The sequence below is a fragment of the Lentzea sp. HUAS TT2 genome (genome assembly GCF_051853195.1).
GTDB lineage: Bacteria > Actinomycetota > Actinomycetes > Mycobacteriales > Pseudonocardiaceae > Lentzea.
The window spans coordinates 6,632,129-6,652,322 of record NZ_CP196667.1 but is presented as its reverse complement, the minus strand read 5'-3'; the positions used below and the strand labels follow the sequence as shown (position 1 = coordinate 6,652,322).

General features: G+C 69.6%; 13 protein-coding genes. 7 read left to right on the top strand and 6 right to left on the bottom strand.

The genetic code is table 11. The annotated features are described in order from the left end of the window. Positions 1–268 precede the first annotated feature (268 nt). On the top strand, positions 269–2,638 hold the full coding sequence (locus ACSHWB_RS32175) for an RICIN domain-containing protein (RefSeq protein ID WP_439657034.1): 2,370 nt from the start codon (positions 269–271) through the stop codon (positions 2,636–2,638). Positions 2,639–2,692: 54 nt separating this feature from the next. On the opposite strand, the gene ACSHWB_RS32170 is transcribed toward ACSHWB_RS32175, so the two are convergent. Continuing rightward, entirely contained in the window at positions 2,693–4,030 is a 1,338-nt protein-coding gene (locus ACSHWB_RS32170) for a glycoside hydrolase family 6 protein (protein WP_439657033.1), read from the bottom strand. A 570-nt stretch (positions 4,031–4,600) separates the two neighbouring features. On the opposite strand from ACSHWB_RS32170, the gene ACSHWB_RS32165 reads away from it, so the two are divergent. The 6 genes from ACSHWB_RS32165 (at position 4,601) to ACSHWB_RS32140 (ending at position 14,264) form a co-directional block, all read left to right on the top strand. Next, positions 4,601–5,977: an endo-1,4-beta-xylanase gene (locus tag ACSHWB_RS32165; RefSeq protein ID WP_439657032.1), complete on the top strand. Its 1,377-nt coding sequence runs from the start codon at positions 4,601–4,603 to the stop codon at positions 5,975–5,977. Positions 5,978–6,051: 74 nt separating this feature from the next. Continuing rightward, complete coding sequence (locus tag ACSHWB_RS32160; protein WP_439657031.1) at positions 6,052–7,428, top strand: glycoside hydrolase family 43 protein; 1,377 nt, start codon at positions 6,052–6,054, stop codon at positions 7,426–7,428. Continuing rightward, positions 7,425–8,762 (top strand): extracellular catalytic domain type 1 short-chain-length polyhydroxyalkanoate depolymerase, encoded by a 1,338-nt coding sequence (locus tag ACSHWB_RS32155; RefSeq protein WP_439657030.1) that lies wholly within the window; start codon positions 7,425–7,427, stop codon positions 8,760–8,762. The genes ACSHWB_RS32160 and ACSHWB_RS32155 overlap by 4 nt, the downstream gene beginning before the upstream one ends. A 25-nt stretch (positions 8,763–8,787) precedes the next feature. After that, on the top strand, positions 8,788–11,622 hold the full coding sequence (locus tag ACSHWB_RS32150) for a glycosyl hydrolase family 95 catalytic domain-containing protein (protein ID WP_439657029.1): 2,835 nt from the start codon (positions 8,788–8,790) through the stop codon (positions 11,620–11,622). A 45-nt stretch (positions 11,623–11,667) separates the two neighbouring features. Then, positions 11,668–12,954 carry a cellulose binding domain-containing protein gene (locus ACSHWB_RS32145; protein WP_439657028.1) on the top strand — a complete coding sequence of 429 codons (1,287 nt, stop codon included), beginning with the start codon at positions 11,668–11,670 and terminating at the stop codon, positions 12,952–12,954. Positions 12,955–12,983: 29 nt separating this feature from the next. Continuing rightward, positions 12,984–14,264 carry a ricin-type beta-trefoil lectin domain protein gene (locus ACSHWB_RS32140; protein WP_439657027.1) on the top strand — a complete coding sequence of 427 codons (1,281 nt, stop codon included), beginning with the start codon at positions 12,984–12,986 and terminating at the stop codon, positions 14,262–14,264. A 99-nt stretch (positions 14,265–14,363) separates the two neighbouring features. On the opposite strand, the gene mmuM is transcribed toward ACSHWB_RS32140, so the two are convergent. The 5 genes from mmuM to ACSHWB_RS32115 form a co-directional block, all read right to left on the bottom strand. Further along, positions 14,364–15,254 (bottom strand): homocysteine S-methyltransferase, encoded by an 891-nt coding sequence (gene mmuM, locus ACSHWB_RS32135; RefSeq protein ID WP_439657026.1) that lies wholly within the window; start codon positions 15,252–15,254, stop codon positions 14,364–14,366. Between the two features lie 182 nt (positions 15,255–15,436). Further along, positions 15,437–16,462, bottom strand: a complete 1,026-nt coding sequence (locus tag ACSHWB_RS32130; protein ID WP_439657025.1) for a LacI family DNA-binding transcriptional regulator — start codon at positions 16,460–16,462, stop codon at positions 15,437–15,439. 235 nt (positions 16,463–16,697) lie between these two features. Further along, on the bottom strand, positions 16,698–18,443 hold the full coding sequence (locus tag ACSHWB_RS32125) for a glycoside hydrolase family 6 protein (RefSeq protein ID WP_439657024.1): 1,746 nt from the start codon (positions 18,441–18,443) through the stop codon (positions 16,698–16,700). Between the two features lie 20 nt (positions 18,444–18,463). Further along, entirely contained in the window at positions 18,464–18,916 is a 453-nt protein-coding gene (locus tag ACSHWB_RS32120; protein ID WP_439657023.1) for a hypothetical protein, read from the bottom strand. Continuing rightward, positions 18,916–20,187: a lytic polysaccharide monooxygenase gene (locus ACSHWB_RS32115; RefSeq protein ID WP_439657022.1), complete on the bottom strand. Its 1,272-nt coding sequence runs from the start codon at positions 20,185–20,187 to the stop codon at positions 18,916–18,918. Before ACSHWB_RS32115 ends, ACSHWB_RS32120 begins: the two co-directional genes overlap by 1 nt. Between the last annotated feature and the right edge of the window lie 7 nt (positions 20,188–20,194).

The following is a 20,194-nucleotide window of genomic DNA, read 5'->3' as shown; positions in this document are numbered from 1 at the left end:
GACCCGACAGTATACGTAAGACCATTGACGTCACACGTCATACGAGTTACGTTCGCGTTGTTCTGAGCCGGCCTGGACGCCCGGTCCTCCCGTCCGCGGGGACCCCGTCCGCACGCCCCGTTCCACGGTGCCGCCGCCGCGAAGTCCTCCGCCCGCCGCCGGCGCGTTCCCCGGCGGGCCCTACGAACGCGAACGTCCACACAGGACACGAGCTGTCCCGTCCGCCGCAGCGGGAGAGGTGATCACGCCACACCCACCAGGAGGTCACTTGTCCACGTCCTCGTTCCCCGCTGTGCGCGGGCGGATCGCACTCGCCGCCTCGGCGGCGGTGGTCGCCGCCCTCGCCTTCGCTCCCCCTGCCTCCGCGGCCACCACGACCCTGTACGCCTCCCCCTCGGGCACCGGCACGGCCTGCTCCGCCGCGGCGCCGTGCTCGCTGACCGGTGCGCAGGCCGCGGTGCGGTCCCGCAACACCGCGATGTCCGGTGACATCGTGGTGGAGCTGGCCGGCGGGACCTACCGGCTCACCACGCCGTTCCGGCTCACGGCGGCGGACTCCGGCGGCAACGGGTACCGCGTCCGGTGGCAGGCGGCCCCGTCGGCGCGTCCTGTCATCAGCGGCGCCAGGGCGGTCACCGGGTGGTCGCTGGCCGACGCAGGCAGGAACATCTGGCGGGCCGGCGTCACCCCCGGTACCGAAAGCCGCCAGCTGTACGTCAACGGTGCGATCGCCACTCGCGCGAGGACCCAGGTGAACCGCGCCGACTTCACCTTCACCGACACCGGCATGCGCTTCTCGAACAGCGCGCTGAGCTACCTCAACAACCTGGCGAACCAGAACCGCGTCGAGGTGGAGAGCGTCAACTCGTTCACCGACCGCTACTCGCCGGTGCAGAGCATCGCCGGGAACTTCCTCACGATGCAACAACCCGCGTGGAACAACAACACCTTCGGCTACGACACGCTCAGCAAGCCGCACCGGGCGGGGCCGCTGTACCTGGCGAACGCCTACGAGTTCCTCGACGCGCAGGGCGAGTGGTACGTCGATCCCGGCGCGGGCGCGCTCTACTACATCCCGCTCGCCGGGCAGAACATGAGCAACGTCAACGTGGAACTGCCGGTGCTGCAGTCGCTGGTCAACGTCGGCGGCACCTACGACGCCCCCGCACGCGACATCACGTTCGGCGGCATCACCTTCACCGGTACCTCGTGGCTCGGCCCCAGCAGCAACCAGGGATTCGCCGACCAGCAGACCGGCGCCTACATGGCGGGCAACCAGAACTGGCCCGCCGACCGGATCAACTCGTGCCAGCAGGGCTGCGCGCAGTTCGAGGCGGTGCGGCCGCACTGGTCCCAGATGCCCGCGGCGGTCCAGGTCTCGGCGGCGAGCGGCATCACCTTCACCGACTCGCAGTTCGTCAACCTCGGCCAGACCGCGATCGGCATCGGCAACGACGCCAACGCGCACGCCAGCGGTGTGGGACTCGGCGCGTCCGGCATCACGGTCACCAGGTCGGAGATCGCCCGCAACTCGGCGGGCGGCGTCGTGGTCGGCGGCGTGCGCGCCGACGCGCACCACCCGAGCGACCAGCGGATGGTCAACAGGGACATCACGGTCAGCCACAACCGCATCCACGACCTCGCCGTCGAGTACCGCGGCAACGTGTCGGTGCTCAACACCTACGTCACCACAGCGACCGTGTCCCACAACGAGATCTACAACCTGCCGTACTCCGGCCTGTCCCTCGGGTACGGCTGGGGCGCCAACGACGCGGGCGGCAGCAACCACTACGCCAACCGCGGCCTGTACAACTACCAGCCGCGGTACTCGACACCCACCACTGCGTCCGGCAACCGGCTCGTCAACAACTACGTCCACGACGTCATGCAGCAGATGACCGACGGCGGCTGCATCTACACACTCGGCTGGAACCCGAACGCGGAGATCAGCGGCAACCACTGCCTGCGCACCAACGGGTGGTTCGGGCTCTACTTCGACGAGGGCTCCAAGTACTACCGCGCGACCGGCAACGTCTTCTCCTCCACCGGAACCTGGGCCACCGCCAACTACTGGGGCGGCGAGAACATGGGCAACTGGACCCTCACCGGGAACTGGTCGACCAACAACAGCACCAACGTGACCAACGGCGACCGCGGCAACGTCGTCAACGGCAACGTCGTGGTCTCAGGCGGAAACTGGCCGTCCGGCGCCCAGGCGGTGATCGCCAACGCAGGGCCGGGCGGCACCGGAGGCCGGGAGAACGTCACGGTCGTCGGCGGCCAGTCGGGCCGTTGCCTCGACGTCGCCGGCACCGGCAACAACACCCAGGCGAGGCTCTGGGACTGCACCGGCGGCACGAACCAGCGCTGGAACCACACCGCGAGCAGGCAGCTCACCGTGCAGGGCAAGTGTCTCGACGCCTCCGGTGGAGGAACCGCCAACGGCACCGCGGCGATCCTCTGGGACTGCCACGGCGGCGTGAACCAGCAGTGGAACGTCAACGCCGACGGCACCATCACCGGAGCGCAGTCGGGGCTGTGCCTCGACGCCAGCGGCAACGGCACCGCGAACGGCACGCTGATCCACCTCTGGGCCTGCCACGGCGGGACGAACCAGCAGTGGAGCCTGCGCGCCTGAGGCACGGCGGGGTCCCCGCACCGGCCGGTGCGGGGACCCCGTTCCACCGTCACCTCAGGAGCAGGCGACGCCGTTCAGCACCGCTGACGAGAACGGTGGCGTGCCACCGTTGTAGTTCGCGTTGAACCCGATGCTGACCTGGGCGCCGGCGCCCAGCGAGCCGTTCCAGGCCGTGTTCGCCACGCGGACCTCGTCGCCCGTGTCGGTCCACGTCCCGTTCCAGCCCTGCGTGACGGACACGCCGGGAGCGGAGAACGAGAACGTCCAGCCGTTGATCGCCTGGCCGCGGTTCTCGATCACGATCTCGCCGGTGTAGCCGCCCTGCCACTGGCTGACGACGCGATGGGTCGCCTTGCAGCCACCGCCGGGGTTGCCTCCGGTCGTGGTCGTCGTGGTCGTGGTGGTGGTCGTCGTCGTGGTGATCGGGCCCGCCGCCATCGCGAGCTCGTAGGCGCGCTGCGGCACGAACTGACCTGCCGGCGCGATGCAGCCGTCGGACTCGCCCGGCAGCTTGACCCACAGGAACGCCTCGATCTTCGAGTCACCCGTGTTCGTCGTGCTGGGCGTGCCGATCGCGCGTCCCGCCGGGTCGCACCACTCGCTGCCGGCCGGACCGTTGCCGTTGCGGCTCGTGTCGACCACGGCCTTGAGACGGCCGTCGCCGACGGCGTTGAGCACGTTCTTCGCGAAGTTCACCTCGTCGGAGCTGGAGCGGTAGTTCGACACGTTCGTCGAGATCCCGTCAGCGCTGTTGGAGATGTCCGCGCCGCGCAGGCGGTTCGCGGCCTCCGACGGGCTCAGCCACGCCGAGTGCCCGATGTCGAAGTACACCTTCGCCTGCCCGGAACCGGACTTGAGCTTCTTGCCGGCATAGGCCATGGACGCCTTGGTCTGGTTCTGCTGGTCCGCGTTCTGGCAGTTGGTCATCAGCGGCAGCACGTCCGGTTCGAGCACGATCGTCGCCGGACGACCGGCCAGTCCCGCGGCCACCTCGTCCACCCACGCCCGGTAGGCCGCGTGGGAGGAGGCACCGCCGCCGCTGGCTCCTCCGCAGTCGCGGTTGGGGATGTTGTAGACCACCAGGATCGGGATCTTGCCCGCGGAGGCCGCCGCGCCGACGAACGAGCTGATCTCCGACCGCACCGTCGAGGTGTTGGTCGTGGTGTACCAGCGCGCCTGCGGAACCGACGCGATGCGGTCGCGGATGACCGCGGCCCGCGAGTCTCCCGGGTTGGCGGCGACCCACTTGGCGCTCGAGCTCGACGGGTCGACGTAGAACGCCGACTCGGCCGCGCTGACGGTCGTGCCGCCGCTGATCACCAGGGCGGTGACCCCGGTGACGACCGCGCCCGCGAGCACGCACGCGCCTGTTCCCCGATTCCACCGTGCCATCGTGCTTCCTCTCCCAGTGCCGGTTGAAACTCGCGGATCAGACGAACCCGGTGGGGCGTCACGGGTCGGCGGGGAATCGCCGGCGCGAGCCTGATCGGTTGCTCTCATTCAGGGTCCTCACAGCATCGTCGCTGGTGGGCATCAGAGATCGCGGTGCATGAGAGCGCTCCCACAACCGGCGCGCGAAGGTCACCGCCGAGTGGTCGAGCACCAGGTCCGCATCGGACCAGCACCGCGGAAAGCGAATACGAGTTGCGGACAATGTAGCCGCGGAACACGGTTCGGTCAACGCTAAAGTTGTTAGCGCTCACTTTAGCAGAATGCGGTTTCGAAACTTGTTCGACGAATGTGCTCAAACGGTCTGAAGTACAGACTGGGAGCGCTCCCCTACATTCCTACGCCGATCAGGTCAACCTGCTGTCGAATTCGACAACGCGTTCTTGTGAGCGCGAACATCGAGCTGCGACACTCGTTGTCGCTCAACGGGATCCGGCCCTGGCGCACCGGACCCCGTGAGCCGACCCTGCCCATCACACCCCGCGACGGGGTGTTCCTGCGAAAGCGTGAACGATGAAACTGACATCGAAGTCAGTGGCCCTGGTCCCGATCATTGCCACGGTCGCGACAGCGATAATCGGCGCCACCCTGATCGCACCTCCCGCCGCGAACGCGGCGACCACCCTCGGCGCGGCCGCGCAGCAGAGCGGCCGCTACTTCGGCACCGCTGTCGCCGCGGGCAGACTCGGTGACTCGACCTACGTCGGGATCCTGAACCGTGAATTCGACATGGTGACGGCCGAGAACGAGATGAAGATGGACGCGACCGAGCCGAACCAGAACCAGTTCAGCTACGGCAACGGCGACCGGATCCTCAACCAGGCCCGCAACCAGGGCAAGCGCGTCCGCGGACACGCACTGGCATGGCACTCCCAGCAACCCGGCTGGATGCAGAACATGTCCGGCACGGCGCTGCGCAACGCGATGCTGAACCACGTCACGCAGGTCGCGACGTACTACCGCGGCAAGATCTACGCCTGGGACGTCGTCAACGAGGCCTACGCCGACGGCAGCAGCGGCGGACGCCGCGACTCCAACCTCCAGCGCACCGGCAACGACTGGATCGAGGCCGCCTTCCGCGCGGCGCGCGCCGCCGACCCCGGCGCGAAGCTCTGCTACAACGACTACAACACCGACGACTGGTCGCACGCCAAGACCCAGGGCGTCTACCGGATGGTGCAGGACTTCAAGTCCCGCGGCGTCCCGATCGACTGCGTCGGCTTCCAGTCCCACTTCAACCCGCAGAGCCCGGTTCCCTCCAACTACCAGACCACCCTGCAGAACTTCGCCAACCTCGGCGTCGACGTGCAGATCACGGAACTGGACATCGAGGGCTCCGGCAGCGCCCAGGCGTCGAACTACGACCGCGTGACGCGGGCCTGCCTCGCCGTCTCGCGATGCACCGGCATCACCGTGTGGGGCATCCGCGACACCGACTCGTGGCGCGCCTCCGGCACCCCGCTGCTGTTCGACGGCAGCGGCAACAAGAAGGCCGCGTACAACTCCACGCTGAACGCGCTCAACGCGGGTGGCGGCACCGACCCGACGACAACGACGACCACCACCACGACCACGACCACCACCAGCAACGACCCGGGTACCGGCGGCTGCACGGCGACGGTGTCGTTGAACCAGTGGAACGAGGGCTTCGTCGCCACGATCAAGGTCACCGCGGGTTCCAGCGCCCTGAGCGGCTGGAGCGTCACGACCACGGTGTCGAACGGCACCGTCACCGGTGCGTGGAGCGCGACTCGCAGCGGCAACAGCGGAACCGTCAACTGGACCAACGTGGACTACAACGCCAACGTGCCCGCCGGCGGGTCCACCGAGTTCGGTTTCCAGGGCAGTGGCAGCGGATCGGGCCTGAACCCGTCCTGCACGGCGCGCTGACTCCCGCACCACACGACCGGCAAGCTCCGGCGGACGAGCGATCGTCCGCCGGAGCGCCCTGTCCTGGGAAGAAGATGATGGTCAAGACACGAAGGCTCTGGGCGAGCATCGCCCTGGTGGTGGGCACGATCCTGACGGTGGTCTCGCCCGTGAGAGCGGACAACCCGATCGTGCAGCACATCTACACCGCCGACCCGGCGCCGCTGGTCCACAACGGACGGGTCTACCTCTACACCGGACACGACGAGGACGGCTCGACCTGGTTCACCATGAAGGAGTGGCGGGTCTGGTCCTCTGCCGACATGGTGAACTGGACCGACCACGGTTCTCCCCTGAACCTCGCCTCGTTCAGCTGGGCGAAACAGGACGCGTGGGCCGGTCAGGCCGTGGAACGCAACGGCAGGTTCTACTGGTACGTCCCCGTGGTCACGAAGGCCACCGGACGCCCGGCCATCGGAGTCGCCGTCGCGGACAGCCCCACCGGCCCGTTCCGCGACGCCCTCGGCCGTCCCCTGGTGGAGAACGGCGAGATCGACCCCACGGTCATGATCGACGACGGCGGCCAGGCGTACCTGTACTGGGGCAACCCCAACCTCTCCTACGTCCGCCTCAACACCGACATGATCTCCTACTCCGGCGGCATCAACAGGATCGCGCTCACCACGGCGGGCTTCGGCACCCGCACCGGCGACCCGAACCGGCCCACCCTCTACGAGGAAGGCCCCTGGGTCTACAAGCGCAACGGCCTGTACTACAACGTCTACGCGGCCAAGTGCTGCTCGGAGTTCATCGCCTACTCCACCTCACCCGGCCCGACGGGGCCGTGGACCTACCGCGGCACGGTGATGTCCACGCAGGGCAGCAGTTTCACCAACCACCCCGGCATCATCGACTTCAAGGGCGGCTCGTACTTCTTCTACCACAACGGCGCCCTGCCCGGCGGTGGCGGCTTCACCCGCTCCGTCGCCGTCGAGAAGTTCACCTACAACGCCGACGGCACCATCCCGTCCCTCACCATGACGACGGCCGGCCCACCGGCTGCGGACACCCTCAACCCCTATGCGCGCCAAGAGGCCGAGACCATCGCGTGGGGCAACGGCATCGAGACCGAGGCCTCCAGCGAAGGCGGCATGAACGTCGGCTACGTCAACAACGGCGACAACATCAAGGTGAAGAACGTCGCGTTCGGCAACGGTGCCTCGACGTTCACGGCACGGGTCGCGTCCACCGTCGCGGGAAGCTCCGTGGAGGTGCGCAGCGGCAGTCCCACCGGCACCCTCGCCGGCACCTGCACCGTGCCGAACACCGGCGGCTGGCAGACGTGGACCACCGTCACCTGTCCGGTGAGCGGGCTGACCGGCACGCGTGACCTCTACCTGAGGTTCACCGGCGGCAGCGGTTATCTGCTCAACATGAACTGGTGGCAATTCAGCGGAGGGAGCTCGTCATGAGCAGCGCGAACCCCAGCGGCCGGACGGGTCTCGACGGACTCGGTCTCGCCGGCATCATCGCGGCCGTGCTGGTGCTGATCGCGGCGGTCGCGCTCTCACTGGTGCCCCAGCCGGCCCAGGCCGCGTCCCTGGTGCGGGTCACGAACTTCGGCACGAACCCGACCGGCCTCAACATGTACGTCTACGCGCCCGACCGGCTCGCGGAACGCCCGGCACTGCTCGTGATGGTGCACTACTGCACGGGTTCCGCCGGCGCGGTGCACAACGGCGGCGGGCGCGACTACGTCTCCGCCGCGGACCGCAACGGGTACGTGATCATCTACCCGGAGGCGACGCGGGACGGGCACTGCTTCGACGTGTCGACCCAGAACGCGTTGCGCCGCAACGGAGGCAGCGACTCCACGGGGATCATGTCGATGGTGTCGTACGCGCGCCAGCGCTACAACGTGGACCCGGAGCGCATCGTCGTGTCCGGCATCTCGTCCGGCGCGATGATGACCAACGTGCTGGCCGCCCAGTACCCGGACGTGTTCAGCGCCGGGGCGGCGTTCGCCGGTGTCCCCGCGGGGTGCTTCGCGACGACCGACGGGTCGATGTGGAACAGCCAGTGCTCGGGCGGGAACCTGCTCAAGACCCCGCAGCAGTGGGGCGACCAGGCGAGGGCGATGTATCCCGGCTACACCGGCCGCTACCCCCGGATGCAGCTGTGGCACGGCACCGCCGACACCACGCTGGCGTACCCGAACTTCGGTGAGGCGCTCGACCAGTGGACGAACCTGCACGGGGTGAGCAGGACTCCGACGTTCACCGACCAGCCCCAGTCGAACTGGACCCGCACCCGGTACGGCACCGGCACGCCGGCCGTCGTCGAGGGGATCAGCGCCCAGGGCACCGGCCACGACGTGCCGACCGCGGGAATGGTCGCGCGGGCCATCACCTTCCTCGGCCTGGACCGCCCACCGACGACGACAACCACCACAACGACGACCACGACCACCACCACACCGCCGCCATCTCAGGGCTGCACGGTCAAGGCCGCCGTCAACGCCTGGAACACCGGCCTGACCGAGACGATCACCATCACCAACACGTCCTCGGCGCCGGTGAACGGCTGGACGCTGCAGTTCACGCTGCCCGGCGGACAGACGATCACGGGTGGCTGGAGCGCCACCTACTCCCCCACCACCGGCCAGGTGACGGCGAAGAACGTGGACTACAACGCGCAGATCCAGCCCTCGGCCCAGGTGTCGATCGGCTTCCAGGCCACGCACACGGGAAACAGCGCACCGGCGGACGGGTTCACGCTCAACGGCGCGCGTTGCGCCGTGGCCTGACCGCGCACACCACTGGAGGACCGGCATGTCCGAACTGAACCGCCGGCAGCTCATGAAGCTCAGCGCGGGTGTCGCGCTGACGCAGGCGGGGTGGATCGCGAGCCCCGCCTCCGCGGACGTGCGCGCACCAGGCGACCTCTCGCTCTGGTACGGCGGACCGGCCGGGAACGACTGGCTGCGCGCACTTCCGATCGGCAACGGGCGGCTCGGCGCGATGGTGTTCGGCAACACCGACACCGAACGCCTTCAGCTCAACGAGGACACGGTCTGGGCGGGCGGGCCGCACGACTACACCAACCCGCGCGGTGCCGGGGCGCTCGCCGAGATCCGGCGGCTCGTCTTCGGCGGCCAGTGGACGCAGGCGCAGTCGCTGATCGACCAGACCATGCTCGGCAGTCCCGCCGGGCAGCTGGCCTACCAGCCGGTCGGCGACCTGCGCCTGACGTTCCCCTCCGCGACCGCGTCGTCCTACCAGCGGTCGCTCGACCTCACCACGGCGACGACGGTGGTCGCCTACACGGCGAACAACGTGCGCCACCAGCGCGAGGTGTTCGCCAGCGCGCCGGACCAGGTGATCGTGATGCGCCTGACGGCCCAGACGCCCGGCTCGATCTCGTTCACCGCGTCGTTCGGCTCCCCGCAGCGCACGACCACGTCCACAGTGGACGGTACGACGATCGGGCTGGACGGGATCTCCGGCACGCAACGCGGCATCGCGGGCACCGTCCGGTTCCTCGCGCTCGCCAGGGCCGTCGCCGACGGCGGCACCGTCAGCAGCTCCGGCGGGACGTTGCGCGTCACGGGTGCGAACGCGGTGACGGTGCTGATCTCCATCGGCAGCAGCTACGTGGACTTCCGCACCGTCAACGGGGACTACCAGGGCATCGCCCGTGCCCGCCTGAACGCGGTGCAGGGCATCGGATTCGACACCCTGCGGGCCCGGCACGTCGCGGACCACCAGGCGTTGTTCGGGCGGGTGTCGCTCGACCTCGGGCGGACGGCGGCGGCCGACCAGCCGACCGACGTGCGGATCTCCCGGCACGCGGGCACGAGCGACCCGCAGTTCGCGGTGCTGCTCTTCCAGTACGGCCGCTACCTGCTGATCTCGTCGTCGCGCCCCGGCACGCAACCGGCGAACCTGCAGGGCGTCTGGAACGACCAGATGGCCCCGTCGTGGGACTCGAAGTACACCATCAACGCGAACCTGCCGATGAACTACTGGCCCGCGGACACCACCAACCTCGGCGAGTGCCTCCAGCCGGTGTTCCGCATGATCAACGACCTGACCGTCACCGGGGCCCGCACCGCGCAGTTGCAGTACAACGCGCGCGGCTGGGTCACCCACCACAACACCGACGCGTGGCGCGGTTCCTCGGTCGTCGACTTCGCCGCGGCGGGCATGTGGCAGACCGGCGGGGCGTGGCTCTCGACGCTGGTCTGGGAGCACTACCTGTTCACCGGCGACCTCGAGTTCCTGCGCTCGTACTACCCGGCGTTGAAGGGCTGCGCGCAGTTCTTCCTCGACACGCTCGTCACCGAGCCGAGCCTCGGCACCCTCGTCACCAACCCGTCGAACTCGCCGGAGCTCAACCACCACACGAACGCCAGCGTCTGCGCCGGGCCGACGATGGACATGCAGATCCTGCGCGACCTGTTCGACGGCTGCGCGAGCGCCTCCGAGGTGCTCGGCGTCGACGCCGACTTCCGCTCCCAGGTGCGCACCGCGCGGCAGCGGCTGGCGCCGACGAGGATCGGGTCGCGGGGCAACGTGATGGAGTGGCTGTACGACTGGACCGAGACCGAGCGCGACCATCGGCACGTCTCGCACCTCTACGGCCTGCACCCGAGCAACCAGATCACCAAGCGCGGCACTCCCCAGCTGCACGCCGCGGCCCTGCGGACCCTGGAACTGCGGGGTGACGCGGGCACCGGGTGGTCGCTCGCCTGGAAGATCAATTTCTGGGCGCGGCTGGAGGAGGGCGCCAGGGCGCACGACCTGCTCCGGTCCCTGGTGACGACCGACCGGCTCGCGCCCAACATGTTCGACCTGCACCCGCCGTTCCAGATCGACGGCAACTTCGGCGCCACCTCCGGCATCGCGGAAATGCTGCTGCACAGCCACAACGGTGAGCTGCACGTGCTGCCCGCGCTGCCACCGGCCTGGTCTGCGGGAAACTTCGCCGGGCTGCGCGGGCGTGGCGGGTACACCGTCGGCGCGACCTGGGGAGCCGACGGCACCACCACTCTCTCCGTGACGCCGGACCGGGACGGCACGGTGAGGATCCGCAACCGTGTCTTCGCCGGCACCTTCGAGCTGCGCGACACGACGAGCGGCGCCCTCGTCGAGCACACCAGACCGGAAACCGACGTCATCGCGTTCTCAGTCCAACGTGGACGTCCGTACCGCGTGACGGGTCAGGCCGCGGGTCCGGGGGTGCGACCTGGCGTCAACTACCGCCTGGTCGCAAGGCACAGCGGGAAGTACGCCGATGTCAGCGGTGGGTCCACCGTGGCAGGTGCGTTGCTGCAGCAGTGGTCCGCGACCGGCGGGCTGAACCAGCAGTTCGACTTCCTCGACTCCGGCGGCGGCTACTACCGCGTCCGTGCCCGGCACAGCGGCCTGGTGCTCCAGGTCGCGAGCTCCGGCAGCGGCGCGGACATCACCCAGCAGCCCGACACCGGTGCGACGAGCCAGCAGTGGCAGGTGGTCGACCACGGCGGTGGCGTGATCGGCCTCGTCAACCGCCAGAGCGGGCTCGCCGTGGACGTCTGGGAGGCGTCGGCCGCGGACGGTGCCCGGCTGTCGCAGTGGAGTCCGACCGGCTCCACCAACCAGCGGTTCCAACTCCAGCAAGCCTGACGAGCGAAGGGACGACGATGTTCCACCTGCACAAGGGGTTCTGTCATGTCGCGGCATAGGTCCGTGCTCGCGGCGGCCGTCGCGAGCGCCGTGGCCTTCCTGGGCGCGGCGGGGATCGCGCTGGGCGGCCAGGCCGCCGGGGAGACCGGCACGACGGCGGCGACGGCGGGGTGCGGCAAGCCACCCGCGCTGACGAGCGGCCAGCACACGATCAACAGCGGTGGCCAGAACCGTTCGTACATCCTGCGGCTGCCACCCGGCTACGACAACAACCGCCAGTACCGGCTGTTCGTCGGCTTCCACTGGCGGGGCGGCACCGCGAACGACGTCGACTCCGGTGGCACCGACGGCTACAACTGGTCCTACTACGGGTTGCGGCGGCTCGCCGACGCCGAGAACAACGGCACGATCTTCGTGGCGCCGCAGGGCAACGGCAACGGCTGGGCCAATCCAGGCGGTCAGGACCTGAGGTTCGTCGACGACCTGGTCGCCCTGCTCGACTCGGGGCTGTGCATCGACACGACCCAGCGGTTCGCCGGCGGCTTCAGCTACGGCGGCGGCATGTCGTACGCGGTGGCCTGCGCCCGTGCCACCGTCTTCCGCGCCGTGGTCGCCTACTCGGGCGCGCAGCTCAGCGGGTGCGACGGCGGCAACCAGCCCATCGGGTACATGGGCATCCACGGCATCAGCGACAACGTTCTCGGCATCGGACTGGGCCGTGGTCTGCGCGACACGTTCGTGCGCAACAACGGCTGCACCCCGCAGAACGCCCCCGAGCCCGCCGCGGGCAGTCGCCGGCACATCGTCACGAACTACAGCGGTTGCCGGGCGGGGTATCCCGTGGTGTGGGCAGCGTTCGACGGCGGCCACACGCCGGGCCCGATCGACTCAGGTGGCGACGGTTGGCGGACCTGGACGTCCGGTGAGGCGTGGAAGTTCCTCACCCAGTTCGCGGGCGGCGGCGGCCCGACGAGCACCACCACGACGACCACGACCACCACGCCTCCCGGCGGCGCCTCCTGCCGCGTGGGCAACGTGATCAGCGCCTGGAACAACGGCCTGACGTCGAACATCACCATCACGAACACGGGTTCCTCACCGATCAGCGGATGGTCGCTGGTCTTCACCCTGCCCGGCGGGCAGACGATCACGTCCGGCTGGAGCGCCACCTACTCCCCCAGCTCCGGGCAGGTGACCGCGAAGAACGTCTCGTACAACGGTGACATCGCACCGAACGCGTCGACCACCTTCGGCTTCCAGGCCACGCACACCGGCAACAACTCGGCGCCGTCCTCCTACAGCCTCAACGGCGCCACGTGCTCAGTCGCCTGACCTCCACCACAGGGAGCACGACCAAAGCCATGCACCAGCACAGGAAGTGGTGGCTCACCGCGGTGGCCATCGCAGCACTCGTCCTCTCCGGCGGCGGCACCGCCGCCGCCGGCCCGCAGACACCACTCGCCGCGACCCCCGGCTGCGGCAAGGCCCCGACCCTGCGCAGCGGCACGCAGACGATCCAGAGCGGGGGCAAGAGCCGGTCGTTCGTCCTGAGCGTCCCGGACAACTACGACAACACCCGGCAGTACCGCCTGGTCTTCGGCTTCCACTGGTGGGGCGGCACGATGAACGACGTCGCGTCCGGCGGGAGCGACGGCGACGTCTACGCCCACTACGGACTCCGGCGGCTGGCGAACAACAGCGCGATCTTCGTGGCGCCGCAGGGCATCGGCAACGGCTGGGCGAACTCCGGCGGCGAGGACGTCACGTTCGTCGACGACATGCTCCGCCGGATCGAGAACGACCTCTGCGTCGACACGACGCAGAGGTTCGCCCTCGGCTTCAGCTACGGCGGCGCGATGAGCATCTCGTTGGCGTGCTCCCGGCCCGCCGTCTTCCGGGCGATCGCCGCCATCGCGAGCCCCGGCGAGATCAGCGGATGCGCCGGCGGCACCGCGCCCGTCGCGTTCATGGGCATCCACGGCAACGGCGACAACATCGCCTCCGGCCGCGGCCAGCGGGACAGGTGGGTGCGCAACAACGGCTGCCAGGCCCAGAACGCACCGGAACCGGCGGCCGGCAGCCGCACACACATCACCACCGCCTACACGGGCTGCCGGGCCGGGTACCCGGTGGTGTGGGCGCCCTTCGACGGAGGCCACCAGCAGGGACCGGTGGACGGCTGCGCCGGTTGTGAGAGCGGAGCCCGCAGCTGGGTGAAGACCGAGGTCTGGAAGTTCTTCACCGGCGACACCACTCCCACCCCGACCACGTTCCGGCTGCGCGGCGAGGCCTCTGGCCGCTGCCTGGACGTCAGCGGCGCGAGCACGGCCAACGGCGCCCCGATGGTCGTGTGGGACTGCCACACCAACACCAACCAGCAGTTCACCCGCACCGGCCAGACCCTGCAGGTCCTGGGCAAGTGCCTGGACGCCCCCGCCAACGCCACCGCGGGCACCGCCGTGCGGCTCTGGGACTGCCAGGGCGGCACGAACCAGCAGTGGAACGTCAACGCGGGCGGCACGATCGGCAACGCCCAGACAGGGCTGTGCCTGGACGTCAACGGTGCCGGCACCGCCAACGGCACGGCCGCGATCGTGTGGACCTGCCACGGAGGAGCGAACCAGCGCTGGTCGCAGGTGTAGGCCGCGTCCCGCCTCGGCTCTCGTCGCACGCGGGGCGCTTTCGTACTGCATGACAGTACGAAAGCGCCCCGCGTGCGCCTGAACCGAGCGCCGTTCGGGTCACCGCCGCAAGCCCTCCGCCAGCACCGCGATCGCGGCCGGCCCGGTCCGGCAGCACCCACCCACCAACCGGGCGCCACCGCCGACCCACCCCTCGGCCGAGGCGGCGAACCCGGCACCGTCACCCGACCACGTCCGCGCCTCCGCGTCCCACTGCTCGCCGCTGTTCGGGTACACCACGACCGGCAGCCCGCTCACCCGGCCGGCCACGGCGACCGCGTTCGCCACGTCCTGCGGTGCGCAGCAGTTCACGCCGACGGCGATGACCTCGTCCACTCCGGCCGCGACCGCGAACGCCTCCTCCAGCGGCTGGCCCGCGCAGGTCCGGTCGCCGCGCACGGTGTAGGAGAGCCAGACCGGCACCCCGCTGCCGCGCACCACCTCCAGCACGGCCTCCGCCTCGTCGACGTCGGGGATCGTCTCGATCGCGAGCACGTCCGGGCCCGCCTCGCACAGCGTCGAGACGCGTGGAGCGTGGAAGCGGATCAGCTCCTGCCGGCTCAGGCCGTAGCGGCCGCGGTACTCCGAGCCGTCCGCGAGCACCGCGCCGTACGGGCCGACCGACGCCGCGACCCAGCGGGGTCCGTCCACTTCGGACGCGGCGGAACGGGCGAGCTCCACGCTGGAGCGCAGCAGCCGAGTCGTCTCCGCCTCGCTGATGCCGCGGCGGGCGAAGCCGGAGAAGCTCGCCTGGTAGCTCGCGGTGATGGCGACCTCGGCGCCCGCCCGGTAGAAGGCGAGGTGCGCGGCGCGCACGGCGTCCGGGTCGGTGAGCAGCAGCCGGGCCGACCAGAGCTCGTCGGACAGGTCGTGCCCGGCGAGCTCCAGTGCCGTGGACATCCCGCCGTCGAGCACGACGGCCCTGTGCGCCAAAGCCTTTGCCAGTTCCATCCCGGCGAGTCTACGGCCGCCGGACGACGGGGAGGGGTGCGCGACGGCCGCTCCGCCGTGGTGTCGCGCACCCCTCCAGGACGATCTGCGGGGGCCTCCGCGTGTGCGCGCCGCATTTCCGCACGCGCGAAGGCCGTCCCGGTGACCGCCCGTCCTGTCCCGGTCCGCCGGTGGCGAACCGGTCAGCCTGTCGCGCCGCGGTGTGCGGCGTGGTCCGGCGTGCTCGCCCGGCGGGAGAGCCTGGGCGGCAACAACATCAGCGGTGGCGGCTGCTTGCCCTCCAGCTTCGCGACGAGCAGGTCGACCGCGTGCCTGCCGAGCTCCTCCGCCGGCAGGCGCACCGAGGTGAGCAGCGGCGAGGTCTGTTCGGCCAGCTCGTCCGGGCAGATCGCGACCACGGCGACGTCACCGGGGACCTGGCGGCCGGCCGCGCGCAGGCACGCCGTGATCCAGCCCAGTGCCGCCTCGTTGTGCACGACCAGCGCCGTCATCGACGGGTGCGCGCGGATCAGGGCCTTGGTCGCCCTGAGCACCGAGTCGTGGTCGCCCTCGACGGCCAACGCCGTCGCGGCGACTCCCCTGCGCATCGCTGCCGCGCTGAACCCGTTCATGGTGCGGTGGGCGAAACCCGTGCTGCGGCGGTAGACCGCGCTCGGCGCGCCGAGGAAACCGATGGAGCGGTGGCCGAGGTCGGCGAGGTGGTCGACGCACTTCGCGCCCGCCGCCTCGAAGTCCAGGTCCACGCAGGTGAGCCCGCGCGCGGCCGCCGGATGTCCGATGAGGACGGACGGTTTGGACAGCTGGCGGAGCAACGGCACGCGGTCGTCGTCCATCTCCACGTCCATCACCAGGAAACCGTCGACCTGGGCGCTGTTCGCGGCGCGGCGCAGGCCCGCCGCACCGTCGTCCGCGGTCATCAGCAGGAGGTCCATGTCGTACCTGCGCGCTGTCGTCACCGCCGCCGTGACGAAGCGCATCACCGCCGGCAGGTGGGTGCCCGCCCGCAGCGGGAGCACCAGGCCGATCACGTTGGTCCTGCCGCTGGACAGCGCGCGGTCCGAGGCGTGGGGCTGGTAGCCCAGTTCCCTGATGCTGTCGCGAACTCTCGTCTTCGTGTCGGCGGAGATCGATCTCTTGCCGGTGAGCACGTAGGAGACTGTGCTCGGGGCGACCCCCGCGTGCCGCGCGACATCCGCGATGGTGACCACACAGCCTCCTTTCACACTTTCACTCACTGAGCGTGTCGACACCATAGGGAGCACCTTCTGATGACATCAAGAGAGATGTGCGCGTTAACATTGCGCGCCAACGGTGGTCCAGACGAATTCCGCACCGTCTGGAAACTTGCCGGACAGAACTCCGTATCAATTAAGAAGAGCGTGCCCACGCGTCCGGAATCGCGGACGCGGGACAGGCCGCGTGGGCACGCTCACATGCTCAGACTCAGAGCGCCGGGTAGGCGTTGCGCATGAGCTCCTGGAACTGGGCCGAGAACCACTTGCCGGACAGCGGGGCGTTGCCCAGCGAACCGGACAGGTTGTTGCCGTTGCGGACGTTGCCGGTGTACGTCGGGTCGCACATCCGGTCGAAGCCCTTGCCCTCGTTGTTCGGGATCTCCTCGCTCGCGCCGTCGGACTCGCCAGGCGGCTTCACCCACACGTACGCGTCGATGCCCGACTCCGGTGCCGCCTTCGGGCGCTCGCCCAGGCCCGCACCCGACTGGTTGCACCAGTTGCCGAGGTGGATGCGGCGGTCGACCTTGCCACCGTTGACGTAGGCGTCCACGCTCGTCGTCGGGCCGGGACCCGTCGGACGGGCGCTGCCGCCCCAGCCGTTGCGGCTGGTGTCGATCAGCATGCCGACGTTGGCGTCGAAGCCCGCCTGCACGGCCCGCTGCCGGAACGCCTGCGCGTAGGACAGCTCGTCGACGTAACGGTTCCAGTCCACCCACTTCGACTGGCGCACGGACGTGCCGTTCACCGAGTCCTCGATCTTGAAGTAGGGCTCCTTCAACGCGCCGTAGTTCGCGGTGTTGGCGATGAAGCCCTGGACGTTCGCCTTGGTGCTGCCGGAGGCGTTCGCCGCCTGGAACAGCAGCTCGGCGGTGGCACCGAAGTTGTCGTCCCAGCCGATCCAGCCGTGGTGGCCGATGTCCAGGTAGTTGTAGACGTTCGGCACGGCACCCAGCTTCGCGAGCGCGTAGCCGACACCGGTGACGTAGTTGCCGTTCGCCTTCATCGTGTCGCACGCCGCCACAGCGGTCGGACGCGGGGACACGTTGGTGACCAGGTTCGGCAGCGAGTCGATCTCCACCGTCGTGACGATCCGCAGGCCGGAGTACGCCGGCCTGGCGAGGATCGACGCGATCGGGTCGATGTACTCGGTCTTGTAGCGGTCGATCTCCGTAGCCTTGAGCTCACCGTTGGAGGCGAGCGCGGAGCAGTCACGACCGGGCAGGTTGTAGATCACCAGCTGGATGACGAGCGGTGAGCCCGCCGCCTGGCGCACCGCCTCGTCCAGGTGTCCGACCAGGCCGCGGGAGTCCGCCGTCCCGGCGATCGCCGCGATCCGGTCCAGCCACACCGCGGTCGGCTGGTTCGCGATCCGGCTGCCGCCCGCCTCGGCGTTCGCCTTGGCCGCCCAGTCCGGGTTGATGTACTGCTTCGCGCCCACGTAGGCGTTGTCGACGCGGGTCCCGGGGTTCGGGTTGCCGCTCGTCGTCGTCGTAGTGGTCGTCGTGGTCGTCGTGGTGGTGGTTCCCGGTGCTCCGGTGCACACCGTGCCGTTCAAGGTGAACGACGTCGGGTTCACGTCGCCGCTGGCGGCGCCGGAGCCGTTGAAGCCGATGTCGATGGACGCGTTGGTGCCCAGGTTCCCGTTCCACGACATGCTGGTCGCCGTCACGTTGGCGCCCGACTGCGTCCAGTTCGCACTCCAGCCCTGTGCCACGCGCTGGCTGCCGGGCAACGCGAACTTCAGCGTCCAGCCGCCCGTGACGGCGTCACCGAGGTTGGTGATCTTCACCGCGGCACCGAAACCACCGCCACCCCACTGGTTGGCCGTGTAGTCGACGCGGCAACCGGGAGCGGCGCCCGCGGGTGGTGCGGCCAGCGCCACCGCGATCGTCGCCGCGGTGGTGGCGACCACGACTCCCGTCGCGGCCCACCGCCTCTGTCCGTTGAGCTTCATTGCTCCGGATCTCCTGTCTGTCAATGGTGCTTGATCTCCATGAGCGAACACGCGGTGGGCGTGCACTCAAGTCTTTTCAGGCCCAGGTACTCCATGCCGATCGAGCCGGTCAGCGCGAACCCGTCCCCGAAGGCGAGGTCCGGGTCGCCCCGGACCTCGCCGCTGGCGAGGGCGCGCAGCCAGGCCTGTTCCAGCCCCGGCCGCAGGATCAGCAGCCCGAGCCGTTCGTAGGGCTGCTTGGCGCAGGTCCCCCACTCCGCGATGAACGGGGCGTAGACCTTCGACCGCACGGGACCGGCGAAGTCGGTGAAGTCGTTGTCCCGCTTCACCGTCGCGCACTCGTCGGTCAGGTCGTGCAGCCACGCGGCCACGCCGTCGACGCCCTTGCTCAGGTCTGGGGTGGGTTCGGCGCGTCCTACGAGGAGGAAGAACGCGACCGAACCCACCACCAGGAGGGCGACGAGGGCCCTCATCACCGGATGGCGCACGCTGATCCGTTGAGCGTGAAGGACGTCGGATCAGTCGGCGTGGACGTCGTCGTGGCGTTGAAACCGAACGACACCGAGCCGCCGGCCGGTATGTCCGCGTTGTACGACACCCCCTTCGCGGTCGCCTGTCCACTCGCGACGGTCACCGTCGACGACCAGGCCTGCGAGAGCTGCTGTCCCGACGGGAACGCCCACACGAGCTGCCACGCGCTGATCGCGCTGGTGCCCGTGTTCGACACCGACACGTTCGCTGTGAAGCCGCCGTTCCACGTGCTCGGCCGCGTGTAGGCGACCGTGCAGGAACCCGTGGGAGTGCCGCCACCGGTCGAGGTTCTGACCGTGACGCCCGCCGACGCCGAGGAGGCGTTGCCCGCGGAGTCCGCCGCGACGACGGTGAACGAGTACGAGGTGTCCGCACTCAGGCCGCTGACCGTCACCGAGTTCGTCGAGGAGGTCGCGACCACCTGGCCGCCGCTGTAGACGCGGTAGGACGACACGCCCACGTTGTCCGTCGACGCACTCCAGTCCAGCTTCACCGAACTGCTGGTGACGCCCGAAGCGACAGGGGTGCCCGGCGTCGACGGCGCGGTGGTGTCCGGCGTGCCGGTACCGCCGCCGAACACGACGTCCGAACAGCTGTAGAACGCCTCGGGGCTGTCCGAGCGCTGCCACAGCGAGTAGATGACGTGCCGGCCGGACTTGTTGGGCAGCCGGGCCTGCCACGCGTACTCGCCGTTGGCCAGCGGCGGGTTCGTCACCGAGTTGAACGGCGTCGACTCGAGGTCGGACCACTTGAGCGGCTTCGTCACGTCGAAGCCGTCCTTGGTGACGTACTGCTCCCACGTGCCGGGGTGTGGTGCCCATGCGTTGTACCGCAACGTGACCGTGCTGTTCGCCTGCACCTGCGTCGTGGGCCAGTCGGACCGCGTGAGGTTGTAGGCGGAGTACTTCGTGGTGGGACCGCAGAGGTTGCCGTCGGGGATGATCTCCCGGTGGCGTCCGGCGGCGTTGCTGATCAGGTTGCCGAACCAGTCCCACAGCGGTTGCTTGCCGCCCTGGGCCACCGCGGCGGCACACGCCGGGTTGGTCGGGTTCAGGTCGCCGCCACCGCCGCCCGCGCGGCCGTCCTCGTAGCAGAGGTAGGTACGACTGCCGGGCCAGACCATCGACCCGTGCGCGACGGCCGTGCCACCGGTGTGCACCAGAACGGCGCCCACCGCGGCAGCGACTGCCAGCAGAGCTATGCGTTTCCTCATCTCGGGA

Bases quoted from the DNA above. Each gene is read 5' to 3' on its own strand.
- ACSHWB_RS32170 (WP_439657033.1), bottom strand. From the start codon at position 4,030: ATGGCACGGTGGAATCGGGGAACAGGCGCGTGCGTGCTCGCGGGCGCG.
- ACSHWB_RS32165 (WP_439657032.1), top strand. From the start codon at position 4,601: ATGAAACTGACATCGAAGTCAGTGGCCCTGGTCCCGATCATTGCCACG.
- ACSHWB_RS32160 (WP_439657031.1), top strand. From the start codon at position 6,052: ATGATGGTCAAGACACGAAGGCTCTGGGCGAGCATCGCCCTGGTGGTG.
- ACSHWB_RS32155 (WP_439657030.1), top strand. From the start codon at position 7,425: ATGAGCAGCGCGAACCCCAGCGGCCGGACGGGTCTCGACGGACTCGGT.
- ACSHWB_RS32150 (WP_439657029.1), top strand. From the start codon at position 8,788: ATGTCCGAACTGAACCGCCGGCAGCTCATGAAGCTCAGCGCGGGTGTC.
- ACSHWB_RS32145 (WP_439657028.1), top strand. From the start codon at position 11,668: ATGTCGCGGCATAGGTCCGTGCTCGCGGCGGCCGTCGCGAGCGCCGTG.
- ACSHWB_RS32140 (WP_439657027.1), top strand. From the start codon at position 12,984: ATGCACCAGCACAGGAAGTGGTGGCTCACCGCGGTGGCCATCGCAGCA.
- mmuM (WP_439657026.1), bottom strand. From the start codon at position 15,254: ATGGAACTGGCAAAGGCTTTGGCGCACAGGGCCGTCGTGCTCGACGGC.
- ACSHWB_RS32125 (WP_439657024.1), bottom strand. From the start codon at position 18,443: ATGAAGCTCAACGGACAGAGGCGGTGGGCCGCGACGGGAGTCGTGGTC.
- ACSHWB_RS32120 (WP_439657023.1), bottom strand. From the start codon at position 18,916: ATGAGGGCCCTCGTCGCCCTCCTGGTGGTGGGTTCGGTCGCGTTCTTC.
- ACSHWB_RS32115 (WP_439657022.1), bottom strand. From the start codon at position 20,187: ATGAGGAAACGCATAGCTCTGCTGGCAGTCGCTGCCGCGGTGGGCGCC.